This is a genomic window from Amycolatopsis sp. lyj-84, from assembly GCF_046549075.1.
In the GTDB taxonomy this organism is placed as follows: domain Bacteria; phylum Actinomycetota; class Actinomycetes; order Mycobacteriales; family Pseudonocardiaceae; genus Amycolatopsis.
Window position 1 is genome coordinate 843,263 of the sequence record NZ_JAJPWO010000001.1, and the last position, 13,922, is coordinate 857,184.

The window sequence follows — 13,922 nt, forward strand, 5'->3', positions numbered from 1 at the left end:
GCTATCCGCCCGCGGCCGCGGCTTGGAAGAAACGAACACACGACGCCCAGTCCGGGACCGAAGACGACCGGGCCAGCGCCATCGCCCGATGCAACCGGACGACTCGCGCGTAGGCCTTGGGGCTCAACCCGACGGCCACCAGGAATCGCCGCCGCAACTGCCGCTCGGACAACCCGGCCGCGACCGCACCTCCGTCAACGGCTCGGTCAGGCTCCCGGTTCTGGCTTCCGTCTCCGGCCCGGCCAACCACAGCGACCCGTCCGCGAACACGAGCAGGTCCACGGACGGCTGCGGCAACGCGGGCGGCAGTTCCCCGCTGCGCCGCCACATTCGGCTGACGCGGTCAGCCAGGTCGGCGGGTACGAGGTAGGTGTGGACGGGAGAGACGCTCATAGGCCATCACCACCACTCCGGCATGCGGCCAAGGGCGCCTGATCGGCGAAGCGGTCACATCCTATTTCCGTGGCCGAAGCGCTCACTCCACCAGTTCGGTCCGCACGGACCGCCACTGCTCCCAGCATCGCTCAGGGTCGAGGTCGGTGTAGCCGCGCTGTTCAGCCATCGCCTCGGACAGAGACTTCGGCGAGCGGATACATGTTGCCCCGTCACGGATTTCGATGACCTCCTCCTCCGTGAGGGGTCCTCCCTTCGAGCGCTCCGCGGCCAGCAGCAGCGCGATCAAAGGCGGCACGAATTCGATGACGAGGTCGTCTTCCCCAGCCCTGTCCATGTCCGGATGCTAGACGTCCCGGGGTGGTTGCCGGGTCTCGGGCGCCCAGCCTCTCGGGATGATCCGCGCCAGTTCGTCCAAGTGGGATCTGGCTTCCTGCGCGCGTGCGGTGTCGGCGGTGTCGAACAGCCTCTCGAGTTCGAGGAGTGCGGCTTCCGCGAGTTGCGTGGGCGACGGTGGCGTCCCCGACTCGTCGGAGCTCGCCCATTGCTCTCCCCAGAGTGCCGACCCTTCCTGGCTGATCGCCGACCGGAAGATCATTTGCTCCACCGTGTCCACGGTCAGGTCGAGCTTCTCCGACCACGACCCCAGCAACGCGACATACTTTTCGTAGACGGCCGGCCGCCATGCGTCGATGTCCAGGCGCAGGCCTGCGTGAGTGGCGAGCCAGCGACGGACGACGGCGTCCAGGATCGGGGCGCCGGCGTCGGCGGGAGCCAGCGCGGTGGTGACGAACCGGAGATACTTGGTACCGAAGGCGACACCGAGATACCGCAGCGGCCGGGCCGCCAGATCGTGGAACGCGGCGACACCGCCGCGATCTCGAGCGACGAGGGCCACCTCCGCCAGCCGATCGACCGCGTGCGGGTTCTCGGCCAGCACGCGCGCGGTGCGCCAGGCGCCGTAGCCGACCGATCCGTATCCCCAGATCATCGCGACCAGGAAGGCCCCTTCGGCGCCCTCCGGTGTGGTGGCGCGCTCGGCGTACCGCGTCGCTTCGGCCCGATCGATGTGCTCCGGCAGGGCGTCGAGGAACGAATGATGCTCCGGGAACCGCTTGAGCCAGGAACCGCGGGACCAGCGGGAAGCCGGCTGCGACGGTTCGCCGTGGTCCCGCCATCGCCGGACGGCATGGGTCAACGCGGACGGTATCGGCGTCTCACACGGTTCGGCTGTCACACGTTCCTCCTGGCAAAGAGGGTCGGCCTAGGCGAGGTCGGCCGGCCTCGTCCGCAGCTTGGCGGCGATCCGGGCCAGCGCCTGCTGATCCTCGGCGGTCAAGGGGTCGAGCACGAGGTCCCGCACGGACCGGACGTGCGTGGGTGCCGCGGCCACCACCACGTCGTAACCGTCGTCGGTGAGCGCGGCGAGAGTGTACCGGCCGTCGTCGGGGTCGGGCGAGCGCTCCACCCACCCCCGCTGCTCGAAGCGTTTGACCACATTGGACAGACGCGAGAGCGAACCGTTGGCGAGATAGGCCAGCTCGCTCATCCGCAGACGCCGTTCCGGAGCCTCCGAAATATGACTGAGGGTCAGGTATTCGAACAGTGTCAGCCCCGCGTCGTGCTGCAGTGGCGACTCCAGCTTCCCCGGCAGCAGGAGGACCAGCGAGACCAGCCCGGTCCAAGCCTCCTTTTCGGCAGGGTTCAGCCACAACGCGTCGTCCTGGTCGGAGGTGGCCATGGCGGAACCTTACCCAGGATCGCGCAACTTCACACGTGAAGTCATTCCGTGCTACGTTGACTTCAAGGATGAAGTCAACGAAAGGATCCACCATGACCGAGCCGGAGTTCTTCGCCACCCCCGGATACGGCGACCGGCAGCTGGCCGAGATGCGCTACAGCCAAGCGGTGCGCGTCGGCGATCGCGTCGAGATCTCGGGACAGGGCGGCTGGGACGACGACCTCACCTTCCCGGAATCACTGGAGGACGAGATCGTCCGGGCCTTCGAGAACGTCGAACGGACCCTCGCCACCGCGGGCGCCACCTGGCGCGACGTCATCGCCGTGAACTCGTACCACGTCCCGGAATCCCCCGGTTTCATCGGCGAGACCCACAACCGAGTCATGGTCGAACAGTTCCGCGAGCACCTGGGCGACCGGGCGCCGATCTGGACCGAGATCGGCGTTCCCGCCCTCGGCGCCCCGAAGATGCGAGTGGAGATCCGGGTCACCGCGATCGCCGATCCCGCCCGCGTGTGAACCCCGTCCTCCTTGGGTACTCCCCCACTGCGCCCATGCTCTTGGCCCAGCTGGGAAACCCGCTAAGGAGACACGCGTGGGTACAACCGGAACAAGGCAAGCTTACGAATTCCCCAGTGGTGTCGCCCCGCCGCTGGGAAAGGTCCGGGCCTGGCTGCGAGATCAGCTGAACGGCGTCGGGCGAATCACCATGGCGGACACCGAACTCCTGACCACGGAACTGCTCACCAACGCGCACGAACACGCGGACGGCGTCGCCGAGCTGAGGGTGTCCGTCCCCTCCGGCCGCGACGTGGTCCGCGTCGAAGTCGACGACCGTCGCCCGCGGCTGAAGCCACGCCGCGTGACGAAACAGGATCCGGCGAGCCCCCACGGGCGAGGGCTCGCGCTGGTCGAGGCGATCAGCACCACCTGGGGTGTGGACACCGGCGCCGGGTACAAAACGGTGTGGGCGGAGATCCCGGTGCTCTGACACGATCATCGGGTGACAGGCTCGCGAAGCACCGAACGCCGCGTCCTGGTGGCACCGATGCTGCGGCCGGGTGATCGCGTTCGCCTCGTGTCCCCCGCCAGCTTTCCGAGCCGTGAGCTGCTCGCCGAGTCCGCGGCGGTCCTGGAGGGCTGGGGCCTGGTGGCCGAAGTCGGCGCGCACGCGCTCGACCAGTGGGGGTACCTGGCGGGCCGGGACCAAGACCGCCTGTCCGATCTCGACGACGCGTTCCGCGATCCCGGTGTCCGCGCGGTGATCGCCACCCGCGGCGGCGCGGGCGCGTACCGCATCGCCGACGAGATCGACTTCGCCGCGGTCCGGGCCGACCCCAAGCCGATGGTCGGTTTCAGTGACATCACCGCCTTGCACCTCGCGCTCTGGCGGCAGTGCGGACTGGCCGGAATCCATGGCTTCCTGGCAGGCTCCCGGTCCGCGAACGCGACCCGGCGGTTGCTGATGAGCAGCGAACCCACCACCTTGCACCGCGACCCGCGCGCCATGACCGTCGCCGCCGAAGTACCCGGCATCGCCGCCGGCAACCTTGTCGGCGGCAACCTCGGCACCCTCGCCCACGCCGTCGGCGTCGGATTGCCTTCCCTGGCGGGAACCATCCTGTTCCTCGAAGCCGAGCGCGCCATCGGCCTCGGACACGTCGACCGGCAGCTCACCCAGTTGATCCGATCCGGCTCACTCCAAGGCGTGCGGGGTGTCGCCCTCGGCCGGTTTCCCGGTTTCGAGGGCTATGTCGATCGCGAGTGGACTCTCGTCGACGTCTTCAAGGACCGGCTGGGCTCACTGGGGGTGCCGGTGCTCGGCGGGCTCGACGTCGGACACGGCCCGGACCCGCTTTCCCTCCCCCTGGGACCGGCCGCCGTCCTGGACACGAAGTCGGGAACGCTCACCGTTGAACCGGCGGTGCGCTGAGATCTATTGAGGGGTAAGCCAAAGGTGACTTGTGGGTCCGGTTGGTCGTGAGTGGCGTTTCGGGTTAGAACCCGAAACGCCACTCACGACCAACCCGACCCACCCGGTACCGGTGCCCTGGTCGCTTGAAGTACGTGGCTGGCGATGCCACTGGGGCTAAAGGTGCTGCTCGAGACAGCCGCCGAAAATCGGTAGGACGGCTTCTTACGCTAGTGGCATGGAGATCATCGGGCCGGACGACGCCCTTCCCGTGCGGCGGATCCGGCGGGCCGCGGTGGCGGGTCCCGCCGGATCCGGGAAGTCGACACTGGCGCGGACCCTGTGCGAGCGCATGGGATTGCCGTATGTCGAGTTCGAGTCCTTTTTCCACGGACCGAATTGGACAGTGCGGGAGACCTGGCAGGCAGACGTCCTGAAGTTCCTCGACGGCGATGAGTGGGCCATCGAGTGGCAGGGCGAGGAGGTCCGGGAGCGGATGACCGAACGGCTGGACGTACTGGTCTGGCTCGATCATCCGCGGGTGATGACCATCGTCCGGACACTGAAGCGCAAGGTCGGGCGCGGCTCGAAGATCGCGGGCGGCAACGTCGAGGGGCCGCTGCACACGTTCTTCACCGACCCGGACCACATCGTCAAGCTCGCCTGGCGCTACCACCCGATGATCCGGGCCCGCGTGCACAAGGTCATCGAGGAGAACCGGTATCCGGGCCTCGTCATCGTCCGCCTGCGCGGCCAGCGCCAGGTCGACCGCTGGCTCGACGGGGCCTTCGCCCGGAACCTCCGCTAGCGAAGACTCCGGACGCGCCACACCACACCGAGCCCGGGGTCCCCTGTGGAACTCGGCTCGATCCCATCCACGGTGAAACCCTCGCGCTCGTAGAAGGCGCCCGCGCGCTCGTTGGCCACGAAATGCTCGATGTACAGCCGCTCGGCGTCCGAGGGCAACTGTCCGATGAGGACGTCGAGCAGCCGGACACCCAGCCCGCCGCCGCGATGAGACGGGTGCACGTAGAGCTTGTAGATCACGTGGTCGTCGCCGTCGAGACCGCGCTGCCCGACACCGGCCAGGTTCCCGCCGTCGTCCGCGACCACCACCGACCCGCGAGCCACTGCCCCGGCGATATTCGTCTCGTGCCACCACATCCGGACTTGCCGGGCTGCGGCTTCCTCACCGATCAACGGCGCGTAGTGGGCTCGGACGTGCTCCTCGCCGAAGTGGCAGATGGCCATCACGTCGTCCCTGCGGGCAGGCCGCACGACCGGTCCGCTTCCCATCAGGTCCCCCTTTACGTACCAGAGCCCCGCACCTCGATCGGTACGGGGCTCCGGTGGCCGTCATTCCTCCGGTTCGTCCTTCGGCGGTTTTTCGTTCGCCGCGGGCGGGATGCCCTTCGTCAACTCGACGATGGTCTTCCCCGCCATGCCCGAGGCACCGTAGGTCGGGTCGCTCAGGATCTTGGTGACCTTTTCGATGTTTTCCGCCGTGGTCTTGCCGAGCCTCTTGGTCAACTCGGGCATCGGCATGCTGGACCAGTAGTCGAACCGATCCATCAGCTTCTTCGTCGCGGCCTCGGACAGCTCGCCCTTGGCCCGCAGTTCCTTCAACAGCTTTTCGCGCACGATCCAGCCTGCCTGGTCGCCGAGCTTGTCCGGTTTGGGCTTGGCCAGCGGGTCGGGTTTCACGTCCTCGATCCGCGGAGCCCCGGGCGGGGCGGCTTCTGGTGGCGGCTTCTTGCCGCCGCCCACCGGGACCTTGATCTTGTCGATGTTGCCGCTGAGCTTCATCTTGACGACGTCGTCGGCCGCCCCGCGCGTCTTGGCCAGGATCTTGAGCATCTCGGCGAGCCGCTTGGCGATGTCGGCGATCTGCTTGGCGATCTTCGCGATCGCCACGCCGACCGTGGCCATGATTGATGTGATCGCCGCGATGATCGAGGCGCCGAAGGTGACGGGCGCCAACGCGACAGCCACGATCGCGGCCTTGAGGATGCCTGCCAGGGTCATGGCGATGATGTCGCGGACGATGCCGCGGACGGCGCCGATGATCGCGCCCGCGATGCCCATCTGCTTGCCGGCGAGGTTGATGTAGCCGGCGAGCGCGTCGAGCTGCTCGGCGACACCCTCCATGTCGGACCGGAACGCTTCGGCGGCGTCGCCTTTCCAGGTCTCCAAGAGCTTGCTGGCGGACTGCTTGTGGTCTTCCGACCACTGCTTGACCGTCTTGCCCTCTTCGTAGATCGCCTCTTTGGCCGCCTCGATGCCCTTCGGGTCCCCCAATAGGAAGTCCAGCGGCCAGCGGAAGATGACGACGTGCTCCATCAGCCAGCCGATCCCGGCGGTGAGCAACGACCCGATCGGGTCGAGGACCATGCCGAGGATCTCGATCCCCATCCCGATCGAGGCCATCGTGATGGAGAGGGCGTCACCTTCGTTGGTCGCCCGTTTCAGCGCGAACGCCGAATCGAAGAAGCCCGCGCCCGCGGTGTCACCACTGCCCGCGAGGAAGTTGTTCTTCTCGTCCTTGAAGTCTTCGGCGCTGACGCCGCTGTTGCTCCCGAAATCGTTCCGGTGGTACTCGCTCACTTGACCTTCACCTCGTCGATCCCGTCGCCGGCGGCGGTGATCAGCTTCTCCGAGTCCTGCTCGTTGGACTCGTACAGCTTCGCGGCCTCGTGCATCTTGTCGGAGAACTTCTGCATGTTCTCCGCGTACTTGTTCAGCTGGTCGCGTGCCTCGCCACAGTGCATGCTCGCGCCCGCGCCGTAGGCCTGGCCGCCGAAGATGCCGAAGAGGCCCGGGTCGGCGACACAACTGCCCACCATGTCGGCGCTCTTCTGCAGCGATTCCTCGAGCCGGTCGAGGTGCTTGGCGAATTCCCTCAGCGCCGCTGTCGTTACCTCGCGTCCAGCACTCACCACGGGCTCATTTCGTCGTCGTCGGGAGTGGACGGCCGCCGGGTGCGCGGCGGCGGCGCCGGCGGGTTCGGGGGCCGCACGGGGCGGCCCGGCTGCGGCGGCATCGGGGGACCGGCCTGCGGCCTGGCGCCACCCGGCTGCTGCGGCGGCGTCCACCGGCCCGGCTGCGGCGGCCGGTCCTCGTGGTGCGCCTCCGGCGCCCACTTCTCCTGTTCGGGGCCGTCCTGCGCGCCGCCCTCTTCGTCCTCGACCTTCGGCATGAAGGTGCGGACCAGTTCCGCGGCCTCGTCGTTGCCGTTGATCTCGGTGTAGGACTCCGTGACCTTCTCGACGGTCCTGCGCTGGGCCTCGCGCACGGTCTGCATGACGAGTGAGGAGAGTCTGGCCGGTCCCAGCGTGAGCGCCCGGTTGCTGAACTCGATGGAACTCAGCGAGCCGTTGGCCTCGACCTTCACCGTCACCGAGCCGTCCGCCGACTGCGCGGTGGAGGCGGACGCGGCGAACGCGGCGGTCAGCGCGCTGGCTTTTTCTTCGAGTTTCTTGGCTTCCCGCTCCAGGAGGAGGGCGAAATCCTCACCGGCGTCGAAGTTGGGTTGCATGGGCCGCCTTGCTCGCTCTGGACAGGGTCACCACCGGGGGCACGGCTCGACGACGCGGACAGCCGTCAGGCCGTTCACCACGCCTCAAGCCGAAAAAGAGCATAAAACACCGTTCCTGCAAAGGCATCCTAGGCAGCACCGCGGATCCCCCGGAGCACCGGGCGCAAGGCTTGCCCGTACGAACAAGCCTCACTGCCCGAGAACGCAAACCGGCCGCTCAGCGGCGGACCCGGCGGCGCGCGTACCGCAGCATCCAGGCGCCTGCCAGCAGCGCGGCGAAGGCCAGCGCCAGCAGGTCGGCGGTGTGCGATCCGGTGGAGGCCAGCGGCCCCGTACCGGGTGGCCGGACCGGATCGCCGGGCGCCGCCGGATCGGGCTTGACCGGATCAGGATGGGCCGGATCGGGCGGTGTCGGCGGCTCGCCGGGGGTGACCGGTGTTTCGGTCGAGCAGCCGGGTTCGGCCGGGGTGAGGCAGTTCGCGCCGGGGGTGGTGGAGGTGACCGCGTTGCGCAGCTTTCCTTCCCCGGATCCGGCGGTGACCGAGTACGTCACGACGACTTTCTGTCCGACTGCGAGTTTGCCCTGCCAGCGGAGCAGTTTTCCGATCAGCGCGACCGATCCGCTCGTCGCCTTCGCGTCACCGTTGTACGTCGCTCCACTGAGGACTCCGGCCAGGTCGTCGGTCACGGCGGCGTCGTCATAGATGCCGGTGCCGGTGTTGGTGATCGAGAGCGTGTACGTGACCTTGCCGCCCGGCGCGACGTCGGAAACCGGCGACGCCGTCTTGGCGATGACCATCGACAGCACCGGGGTACGGGTGGAACAGACAGGGTCCGCCTGTCCTGACGGCGGGCAGTTGGTCCCCTCGTCGCCCGTGACGGCGTTGTCCAGAAAGTGGTCCCCTCGAACGGGTTTCGCCACGGTGACCGAGTAGGTGATGGTCGCCGCGGCGCCGGGCGCGACCGTGCCCGTCCAGGTCAGCTTCGGCGCCTTGTACGCCACGGTGCCCGCGGTGGCCCGCGCGTCGTCGTTGTAGGTCGCGTCGTCGAGGACCTTGGTCAGGTCGTCGGCGAAAGCGGCGCCGGGATACGGAGCTTGACTGGTGTTGCGCACCATCACCGTGTAGGTCACCTTGCCGCCCGGTGCGGCCACCGCCGGGGCGGCCGACTTCGTGATGCGCAACGCGGGGGTGGGCAGTTCGTTGCGGCAGTCGGGGTCTTCGGAGCCCTCTTCGCAGTTGGAGCCCGTGCCGGTGACCACGTTGACCAGGCGTTTGTCGCCCTTGTTGGTCACGACGACGGAATAGGTGACGGTGGCCTTGTCGCCGGGGGCGAGAGAACCGCTCCAGGTCAGGGACGGCTTCACGACGGCGACGGTCACCGTGCCCTTGTCCGCCTTCGCGTCACCGTTGTAGGTGGCGTCGTCCAGCACACCGGTGAGGTCGTCGGTGAACGACGCGGCGGGATCCGTTGCCGCGCCGACGTTTTCGACGGTGACGGTGTAGGTGATCGTGTCGCCGGTCTTGACCTCCTGCGGGGTGGCCGTCTTGCGGATCTCCAGCGACGGCACCGGCGTGACCGTCCCGCAGTCCGGATCCGCCGAACCCGGCGGGCAGTTGCCGTCCGGGGTGCCGGTGACGGCGTTGGAGAGCTTCTTGTCGCCGCCGGGCGGGCTGTTCACGGTGACCGAATAGGTGATGGTCACGGTGGCACCGGAGGCGACATCGCCGGTCCAGGTCACCACCGGGGCCTCGTAGCCGGTGGTGCCGCCGGTCGCCGCGGCGTCGTCGTTGTAGGTCGCGTCGTCGAGGACCCCGGTCAGGTCGTCGGTGATCCGGGCTCCCGGGTAGGCCGCGGTGCCGGTGTTCTGGACGCGCACCGTGTAGGTGACCCGCTCGCCGGGCCGGGGCGTGGCGGGGGCGGCGGTCTTGACGACCCGCAGGGCCGCGACCGGGGTGACGGTGGAGCAGTCCGGGTCCGTCGAGCCGGGCGGGCAGGTCGAGTCTTCGGTGCCGGTCACGGAGTTGCGCAGCGTCCGGTCCCCGGCGGGCGGTTTGTTCACGGTCACCGAATAGGTGATAGTCACCGTGGTGCCCGCCGGAAGGTCCGCCGTCCAGGTCAGCTTCGGCTCCGCGTACGTCACGGTGCCCGCGGTGGCCCGCGCGTCCTGGTTGTAGGTCGCGTCGTCCAGGGCCCCGCTCAGATCGTCGGTGAACCGGGCGCCGCGATAGACGCCGGTTCCGGGATTGCTCGCGGTCACGGTGTAGGTGACGACCTGACCCGGCTTCGCGGTCGCCGGTGCCGCGGTCTTCGCCAGCACCAGGACCCCGATCGGGGTTTCGGTCGCGCAGTCGGGATCCCCTCCGCCGTCCGGGCAGGTGGAGCCGTCCGGTCCGACGACGACGTTGGTCAGCCTGCGGTCCCCGGCGGGCGGTTTGCCGACGGTGACCGAGTAGGTGACCGTGACCGTGCTCCCCGCGGCGACGTCACCGGTCCAGGTGAGTTTCCGGCCCGGCTCGTCGAACGTGGCCGCACCCGAGGTGGCGGAGGCGTCACCGTTGTAGGCGGCGTCGTCGAGGACGCCGGTCAAGTCGTCGGTGAACGAGGCACCCGGGTACGCCGCCGTACCGACGTTGCTGACCTTCACGGTGTAGGTGACCTTGTCGCCGGGCATGGCCGAGGCCGGGCTCGCCGTCTTCTTGATCTCCAGTGCGCCGATCGGGGTCACCGTGCCGCAGGCCGGGTCCGTGCTTCCCGGCGGGCACGACGAGCCGTCCGGACCGGTGACCGCGTTGCGCAACACCTTGTCCCCGCCCGGTGGCGTGCCGACCTTCACCGAATAGGTGATGGTGACGGTCTTCCCGGCGGGGACGTCGCCGGTCCACGTCAACGTCGTGGTCGCGCTGTCGTAGCCGGGTTGCGCCGGGGTGGGCACGCCATCGGCGGTGGCGGCGGCATCACCGTTGTAGGCGGCGTCGTCGACGACGCCCGACAGATCGTCGGTGAGCGTGACACCGGCTGCGGCCGAACCGTCGAGGGTCCGCGCGGTCAAGGTGTAGGTCACGACGTCGCCGGGTTTGGCCGTGGCCGGAGCGGCCGATTTCGTGATCACGAGTCCGCTGATCGGCTCGTCGGTGCCGCAATCCGGGTCCTTGCCGCCTTCGGGGCAGGTGGAGCCGTCCGGGCCGACGACCGCGTTGGTCAGCCGCTTGTTCCCGCCCGGTGGGTTCGCCACCGTCACCGAATAGGTGATCGTGACGGTGCCGCCCTTCCCGACGGTGCCGGCCCAGCGCAGGGTGCTGTCACCCTCCAGATAGGTCACGATGCCGCCGGTCGCGGTGGCGTCGCCGTTGTACGCCGCGTCGTCGAGCACATCGGACAGATCGTCGACGGCGGTGGCGTCCGTCCAGTCGGCCGTGCCGTCATTGGTGAGCTTGACCGTGTAGGTGACCTTCTGGCCCGGCATGGGCTTCTTCGGCGCGCTGGTCTTGACGATCTTCAACGTCGCCACGGTGACGAGCGCGGCGCAGTCCGGGTCCTTCCCGCCCTCGGCGCAGTTGCTGCCCGGCACGGTCACGACGTTCTCGAGCTTCTTGTCGCCGCCCGGCGGGCTGTTCACGGTGACGGAATAGGTGATCGTCACGGTCGCGCCGGCCGGGATCTCACCGGTCCAGGTCAGGCGCTTTCCCGCGGCGTCGTACTGGGGTTTCGCCAGCTCGGAGCCGCCCGAAAGGGCTTTCGCGTCGTCGTTGTACGCGGCGTCGTCCACCACGCCCGACAGGTCGTCGGTGACGACCGTCCCGGGTGCCGCCGCCGTTCCCTCGTTGGCGACGGTGACGGTGTAGGTGACCTTTTCGCCCGGTTTCGCGTCGGCCTTGTCCGCCTTCTTGGCGACCACGATCCGTTTCGTCAGATCCGGGGCGATCGAGCAGCTGGCCAGGTCGGTGATGGGCCAGGTCCCGCCGGATTCGGAGGTGATCCGGCCGACCTGGTTGGAGTGCGCGTTGCCGCCGGGGACCTGCTGGGACACGCCGGTGCGCGGATCGACCTTGTACAGCGCGCCGCCGTAGTAGCCGAGATAGATCGAGCCGTTCAGGAAGGCCATGCCGTAGTTGTTGAAGCCGTTGGACGAGCCGGGTCCGGTGACCTTCACCGCCTGGGTGGTCTCGCCGGTGTCGGGATCGAACCGGTAGACGTAGCTCTGCCCGCCGTAGACGATCCCGTAGTACACGCCGCCGGAGGAATCGACGAACAGGTCGGGCACGAGCGATCCCCCGGCGAACACGGGGTCGTTCGCCGGAACGGGCTTCAGCGTGGATCCCCGGGAGAAGGTCTTCGTCTCGCCACCGGCGAGATCCATCGCGAACAGCACCGGCGCCCCGCCGTTCTGCGCGCCGTAAAGCATCCCGGTGGCGGGATCGGCGCCGAGCCCGCCCCAGTTGACCCCGGCGGGAAGCTTGCGGGGCGCTCCCCCGGCGATCTCGTCGGTGACCGTGTTCGTTCCCGACACATGCTTGTAGAGCGTGAGATTCCCGGTGGTGTAGCTGGAGTAGAACGCCGCCACCCGGCCGGTGTCCGGATCCTTGCCCAGCGCCATGTTCGTCGACCAGTAGTCCGGCGGGGCCGCGCCCGCCCGCTTGCTGATCACCGTGTTCTGGATCTCCGCGTCACCCGAGGCGCCGGTGCGGAACTGCATACCGGACCGGAAGTTGCTGTAGTACAGGTGATCGCAGTCGAACGTCGACGGATCGTTCTCGCCCTGCACCGGCCACGTCGCCGCCTGCGCCGCCCCCGTCGGGACCAGGGCGCCGAAGAGGAGGGCCGCCACTGCGCCGAACGACAAAACCCGTCGTGACAACGGTTTCAGTACACGGCGCCGGCACTGTGCGACGACCACGAAGAGCCTCCCGGTGACGAGCGAACTCAGCCCGACGCTACAAGCCGCGCCACCACACTCAACTCGAAAGTCCGGGCATCACCTGAACGTGTTCGATCATGGGTGAGACGAAGTCGGTTCCGCTCCGGCCGTCACTGTGCTTTCGTTCGGATCATGACTGAGCGGGTGAACATCTCCTCCGGTGGGGACTTCGAGCAGATTTTCGGCTACAGCCGGGCGGTGCGCGTCGGCGAGCACATCCACGTTTCCGGTACGACGGCGCGTGAGCCGTTCCGGTCGGGCGACGCGTACGAGCAGGCGTCGGCCGTGCTTTCGATCATCGAGACCGCGCTGCGGGAGGCCGGTTCGAGTCTCGCCGCGGTGGTGCGCACGGTCACCTACGTGACCGACATCAAGGACGCCGACCTGGTGGCGCGGGCCCACCGCGAGGCCTTCGGCGACGTACTGCCCGCGGCCACCATGGTCGAGGTCTCGGCGTTGCTCGACCCGAAGATGAAGGTCGAGATCGAGGCCTACGCCATCGAGAAGTAACCGAGCCCAGGTCAGGCCTCGTGAGTGGTAAGGACGGCTAGATGGTCGCAGGTCCGTGAAGGCCTTTCCCCAAGTACATGAAGGCCCCCTTCCTTGCGCCTGGCGCAAGGAAGGGGGCCTTCATGTACTGCAGGGACGAGGTCACCTCCCGAACGACCCGACCAGTGCTTCGGGAGCCTCACGCGTCGCGTAGAGCTTCCAGAAAGCGTCGGCGAAGACATCCGGGTGGATCACCTCGGGTTCGAAGTCCAGCGGGCTCGAGGTGAGCACCCGATGCGGGACGCTGCCCTCGATCAGCGCCCCGATGTTGACGGCTCCGGCGTAGACGCCCTTCTCGGCGAGCACCGCGTTCAGGTTGTGGAAGTAGTTCCGCAACGCCGCCTGCGCCATGCCCGCGTTGCCGAGGAACGGCGCCGGGTGCAGGCCGGATTGGCCCGCGGTGAACAGGATCGCGCCGTCGCCGCGCTCGGTCATGGCGGGCAGGACCGCCCGCACCAGCGCCACCGCCGACACCAGGAACCGGTCCAGGATCAGCCGCAGGTTCTCCGGGTCGACGTCGAGCACCGGCGCGATGCCCTCGCCCATGCCCCCGCCGCCGGGGTTGAACGCGACCGCGTCGATCCGGCCGATGGCGGTGACAGCGGCCTCGATCTGGGCCGGTTCGTAGACGTCGGCGACGTGTCCGCTCGCTTCGATGCCGTCGCCGTCCAGTTCGGCGACGAGCGCGTCGAGGTTCTCGGTGGTGCGCGCGACGAGGGCGATCCGGAAGCCTTCGCGGCCGAAGCGCCGGGCGAGCGACAGTCCCAGCACCGGTCCGGCGCCGAAGATCGCGAGCGTCTTGGTCATATGTCCTCCCAGAAGCTTAAGTTGAGGATGCCCTCAACTTATTCGAAGGTACACACAACTTGAGGCCA

16 protein-coding genes are annotated in these 13,922 nt (G+C 68.4%); 5 read left to right on the forward strand and 11 right to left on the reverse strand.

From position 1 onward, the window contains the following. Position 1 precedes the first annotated feature (1 nt). The 5 genes from ACLJRM_RS04145 to ACLJRM_RS04165 all read right to left on the reverse strand — a co-directional run bounded on the left by ACLJRM_RS04145 (position 2) and on the right by ACLJRM_RS04165 (position 2,134). Positions 2 to 139, reverse strand: coding sequence for a hypothetical protein (locus ACLJRM_RS04145; RefSeq protein WP_410662325.1), 138 nt, complete (start codon positions 137 to 139; stop codon positions 2 to 4). Continuing rightward, complete coding sequence (locus ACLJRM_RS04150; protein ID WP_410662326.1) at positions 124 to 393, reverse strand: hypothetical protein; 270 nt, start codon at positions 391 to 393, stop codon at positions 124 to 126. Before ACLJRM_RS04150 ends, ACLJRM_RS04145 begins: the two co-directional genes overlap by 16 nt. An 82-nt stretch (positions 394 to 475) precedes the next feature. Further along, positions 476 to 730, reverse strand: coding sequence for a hypothetical protein (locus ACLJRM_RS04155; protein ID WP_101608426.1), 255 nt, complete (start codon positions 728 to 730; stop codon positions 476 to 478). Positions 731 to 739: 9 nt separating this feature from the next. Continuing rightward, entirely contained in the window at positions 740 to 1,630 is an 891-nt protein-coding gene (locus tag ACLJRM_RS04160) for a hypothetical protein (RefSeq protein WP_410662327.1), read from the reverse strand. A gap of 27 nt (positions 1,631 to 1,657) precedes the next feature. Beyond that, on the reverse strand, positions 1,658 to 2,134 hold the full coding sequence (locus ACLJRM_RS04165) for a MarR family winged helix-turn-helix transcriptional regulator (RefSeq protein WP_101608428.1): 477 nt from the start codon (positions 2,132 to 2,134) through the stop codon (positions 1,658 to 1,660). A gap of 92 nt (positions 2,135 to 2,226) precedes the next feature. Between ACLJRM_RS04165 and ACLJRM_RS04170 the strand changes: the two genes are divergently transcribed. The 4 genes from ACLJRM_RS04170 to ACLJRM_RS04185 all read left to right on the forward strand — a co-directional run bounded on the left by ACLJRM_RS04170 (position 2,227) and on the right by ACLJRM_RS04185 (position 4,853). Next, positions 2,227 to 2,652 (forward strand): Rid family hydrolase, encoded by a 426-nt coding sequence (locus ACLJRM_RS04170; protein WP_101608429.1) that lies wholly within the window; start codon positions 2,227 to 2,229, stop codon positions 2,650 to 2,652. A gap of 76 nt (positions 2,653 to 2,728) precedes the next feature. Next, complete coding sequence (locus ACLJRM_RS04175; protein WP_101608430.1) at positions 2,729 to 3,124, forward strand: ATP-binding protein; 396 nt, start codon at positions 2,729 to 2,731, stop codon at positions 3,122 to 3,124. Between the two features lie 12 nt (positions 3,125 to 3,136). Further along, positions 3,137 to 4,066, forward strand: a complete 930-nt coding sequence (locus ACLJRM_RS04180; protein WP_410662328.1) for an LD-carboxypeptidase — start codon at positions 3,137 to 3,139, stop codon at positions 4,064 to 4,066. Between the two features lie 217 nt (positions 4,067 to 4,283). Further along, the gene (locus ACLJRM_RS04185) at positions 4,284 to 4,853 is read left to right on the forward strand and encodes an adenylate kinase (protein WP_410662329.1); all 570 of its coding nucleotides are present in this window, start codon (positions 4,284 to 4,286) and stop codon (positions 4,851 to 4,853) included. Here ACLJRM_RS04185 and ACLJRM_RS04190 read toward each other — a convergent pair. The 5 genes from ACLJRM_RS04190 to ACLJRM_RS04210 all read right to left on the reverse strand — a co-directional run bounded on the left by ACLJRM_RS04190 (position 4,850) and on the right by ACLJRM_RS04210 (position 12,408). Beyond that, complete coding sequence (locus tag ACLJRM_RS04190; RefSeq protein WP_410662330.1) at positions 4,850 to 5,341, reverse strand: GNAT family N-acetyltransferase; 492 nt, start codon at positions 5,339 to 5,341, stop codon at positions 4,850 to 4,852. The two genes, ACLJRM_RS04185 and ACLJRM_RS04190, sit on opposite strands and share 4 nt — an antisense overlap. A gap of 60 nt (positions 5,342 to 5,401) precedes the next feature. Further along, a complete protein-coding gene (locus ACLJRM_RS04195) occupies positions 5,402 to 6,649 on the reverse strand; it encodes a WXG100 family type VII secretion target (protein ID WP_410662331.1) in 1,248 nt (415 codons plus the stop codon). Continuing rightward, complete coding sequence (locus tag ACLJRM_RS04200; protein WP_410600701.1) at positions 6,646 to 6,981, reverse strand: type VII secretion target; 336 nt, start codon at positions 6,979 to 6,981, stop codon at positions 6,646 to 6,648. The genes ACLJRM_RS04195 and ACLJRM_RS04200 overlap by 4 nt, the downstream gene beginning before the upstream one ends. After that, positions 6,978 to 7,580, reverse strand: coding sequence for a YbaB/EbfC family nucleoid-associated protein (locus tag ACLJRM_RS04205; RefSeq protein ID WP_410600700.1), 603 nt, complete (start codon positions 7,578 to 7,580; stop codon positions 6,978 to 6,980). The genes ACLJRM_RS04200 and ACLJRM_RS04205 overlap by 4 nt, the downstream gene beginning before the upstream one ends. A 217-nt stretch (positions 7,581 to 7,797) precedes the next feature. After that, positions 7,798 to 12,408, reverse strand: a complete 4,611-nt coding sequence (locus ACLJRM_RS04210; RefSeq protein WP_410662332.1) for an isopeptide-forming domain-containing fimbrial protein — start codon at positions 12,406 to 12,408, stop codon at positions 7,798 to 7,800. Positions 12,409 to 12,630: 222 nt separating this feature from the next. On the opposite strand from ACLJRM_RS04210, the gene ACLJRM_RS04215 reads away from it, so the two are divergent. Then, complete coding sequence (locus ACLJRM_RS04215; RefSeq protein WP_410662333.1) at positions 12,631 to 13,008, forward strand: RidA family protein; 378 nt, start codon at positions 12,631 to 12,633, stop codon at positions 13,006 to 13,008. Positions 13,009 to 13,149: 141 nt separating this feature from the next. On the opposite strand, the gene ACLJRM_RS04220 is transcribed toward ACLJRM_RS04215, so the two are convergent. After that, complete coding sequence (locus ACLJRM_RS04220; RefSeq protein ID WP_410662334.1) at positions 13,150 to 13,854, reverse strand: SDR family NAD(P)-dependent oxidoreductase; 705 nt, start codon at positions 13,852 to 13,854, stop codon at positions 13,150 to 13,152. Positions 13,855 to 13,922: the final 68 nt, after the last annotated feature.

Coding starts and splice junctions, on each gene's coding strand:
- ACLJRM_RS04150 (WP_410662326.1), bottom strand. CDS start 393: ATGAGCGTCTCTCCCGTCCACACCTACCTCGTACCCGCCGACCTGGCT.
- ACLJRM_RS04155 (WP_101608426.1), bottom strand. CDS start 730: ATGGACAGGGCTGGGGAAGACGACCTCGTCATCGAATTCGTGCCGCCT.
- ACLJRM_RS04165 (WP_101608428.1), bottom strand. CDS start 2,134: ATGGCCACCTCCGACCAGGACGACGCGTTGTGGCTGAACCCTGCCGAA.
- ACLJRM_RS04170 (WP_101608429.1), top strand. CDS start 2,227: ATGACCGAGCCGGAGTTCTTCGCCACCCCCGGATACGGCGACCGGCAG.
- ACLJRM_RS04185 (WP_410662329.1), top strand. CDS start 4,284: ATGGAGATCATCGGGCCGGACGACGCCCTTCCCGTGCGGCGGATCCGG.
- ACLJRM_RS04190 (WP_410662330.1), bottom strand. CDS start 5,341: ATGGGAAGCGGACCGGTCGTGCGGCCTGCCCGCAGGGACGACGTGATG.
- ACLJRM_RS04205 (WP_410600700.1), bottom strand. CDS start 7,580: ATGCAACCCAACTTCGACGCCGGTGAGGATTTCGCCCTCCTCCTGGAG.
- ACLJRM_RS04215 (WP_410662333.1), top strand. CDS start 12,631: ATGACTGAGCGGGTGAACATCTCCTCCGGTGGGGACTTCGAGCAGATT.
- ACLJRM_RS04220 (WP_410662334.1), bottom strand. CDS start 13,854: ATGACCAAGACGCTCGCGATCTTCGGCGCCGGACCGGTGCTGGGACTG.